This is a genomic window from Pseudomonas sp. Irchel 3E19 (assembly GCF_900187585.1).
GTDB lineage: Bacteria > Pseudomonadota > Gammaproteobacteria > Pseudomonadales > Pseudomonadaceae > Aquipseudomonas > Aquipseudomonas baetica.
In genome coordinates this window covers 1-1,235 of record NZ_FYDT01000108.1, presented here as the reverse complement: position 1 = coordinate 1,235, position 1,235 = coordinate 1, and the positions used below count along the sequence as shown (strand labels likewise).

Genomic DNA, 1,235 nt, shown 5'->3' with positions numbered 1-1,235 from the left:
TGTAGTGGTCAACTAATCCCGGACACGACGTTAAGTTTTTTCTCGGCCTGAGCTGGGGCCAGTCCGTTGTTGAATTGGTGCGGTCTAATCCAGTTGTACCGATGCATCAGGTAATGACTGATGTCGCGGTGCGCTTCTTGAGCTGTCATGTAGCCCACGGTCGGTATCCATTCAGTTTTCAAGCTGCGAAACACACGCTCCATCGGCGCGTTATCCCAGCAGTTTCCACGACGGCTCATGCTTTGGCGCATGCGGTAACGCCAGAGCCGTTGGCGAAACTGGCGACTGCCATATTGCGAGCCCTGATCCGAGTGAAACAGAAGCCCTTGAGGCCTGCCACGCTGTTCGTAAGCCATGTCCAACGCCTTGATGACCAGATCCGCATCCGGCTTGTTCGACAGCGCCCAGCCCACCACTCGGCGCGCGTAAAGATCCATAACGACAGCCAGGTAATGCCATTTCCCTTGAGCCCAGATGTAGGTGATGTCGCCACACCAGACCTGATTCGGCGCCGGCACATCAAACTCTCGATTCAATATGTTCGGAATGTCAGGCCGCTCAACCGTCGCTTGTTTGTAGGCATGTGATCCAGGTTGTTTACTGACCAACTCCAGTTCCCGCATCAGGCCTCGCACCTTGAACCGCCCAATTTGCTCGCCGTCTTCCTGCATCATCGACACGATGCTGCGGCTACCGGCGGCGCTTCGACTTTGCGTAAACAGTTCGTTAACCCGGCTGCGCAACCGAAGCCGCTCAACGTCTGGAGTTCGGCGCCTGAGACGATGGGCGTAGTAACACGAACGAGTGACGTCAAAGACTGCGCAAAGCCAATCAACCGGCTCTTGGGGGCTCAGTTGATCAATCAGCGCGTGCGCTCGTGCTCTTCCGACATCAAGAGCGCGGTAGCCTTTTTTAAAATGGATTTCTCCCGCTCAAGTCGAGCGATTCGAGCTTCCAATTCCTGGATTTTCTGTTGCTCTGGCGTCAGCGCTTTACTCTGCGGAGTAACGCCAGTGCGCTCCTGCTGAAGCTGATTAACCCAGCGGCGCAACGCGGACTCAACCACACCAAGCGAGCGGCTGGCTTCGATATGGCTATAGCCTTGATCGAGCACGAGGCCTGCGGCCTCGCGTTTGAATTCAGCGGAAAAAGAACGACGTTGTTTGGTCATCAGACACCTCTATCTGGCGAGCATTCTCGCCTAAATGGGTGTCCGGTTTCATTAGACCACTACA

General features: G+C 55.4%; 1 protein-coding gene. It reads right to left on the bottom strand.

Annotation, left to right across the window (positions count from 1 at the left end; translation table 11 throughout):
- Positions 1–8: 8 nt before the first annotated feature.
- Positions 9–1,171 (bottom strand): IS3 family transposase gene (locus CKW18_RS29575; RefSeq protein ID WP_095191983.1). Its coding sequence is split into 2 segments (ribosomal slippage): positions 9–916 and positions 916–1,171, totalling 1,164 coding nucleotides; the frame shifts between segments, so codons are not numbered across the junction.
- Positions 1,172–1,235: the final 64 nt, after the last annotated feature.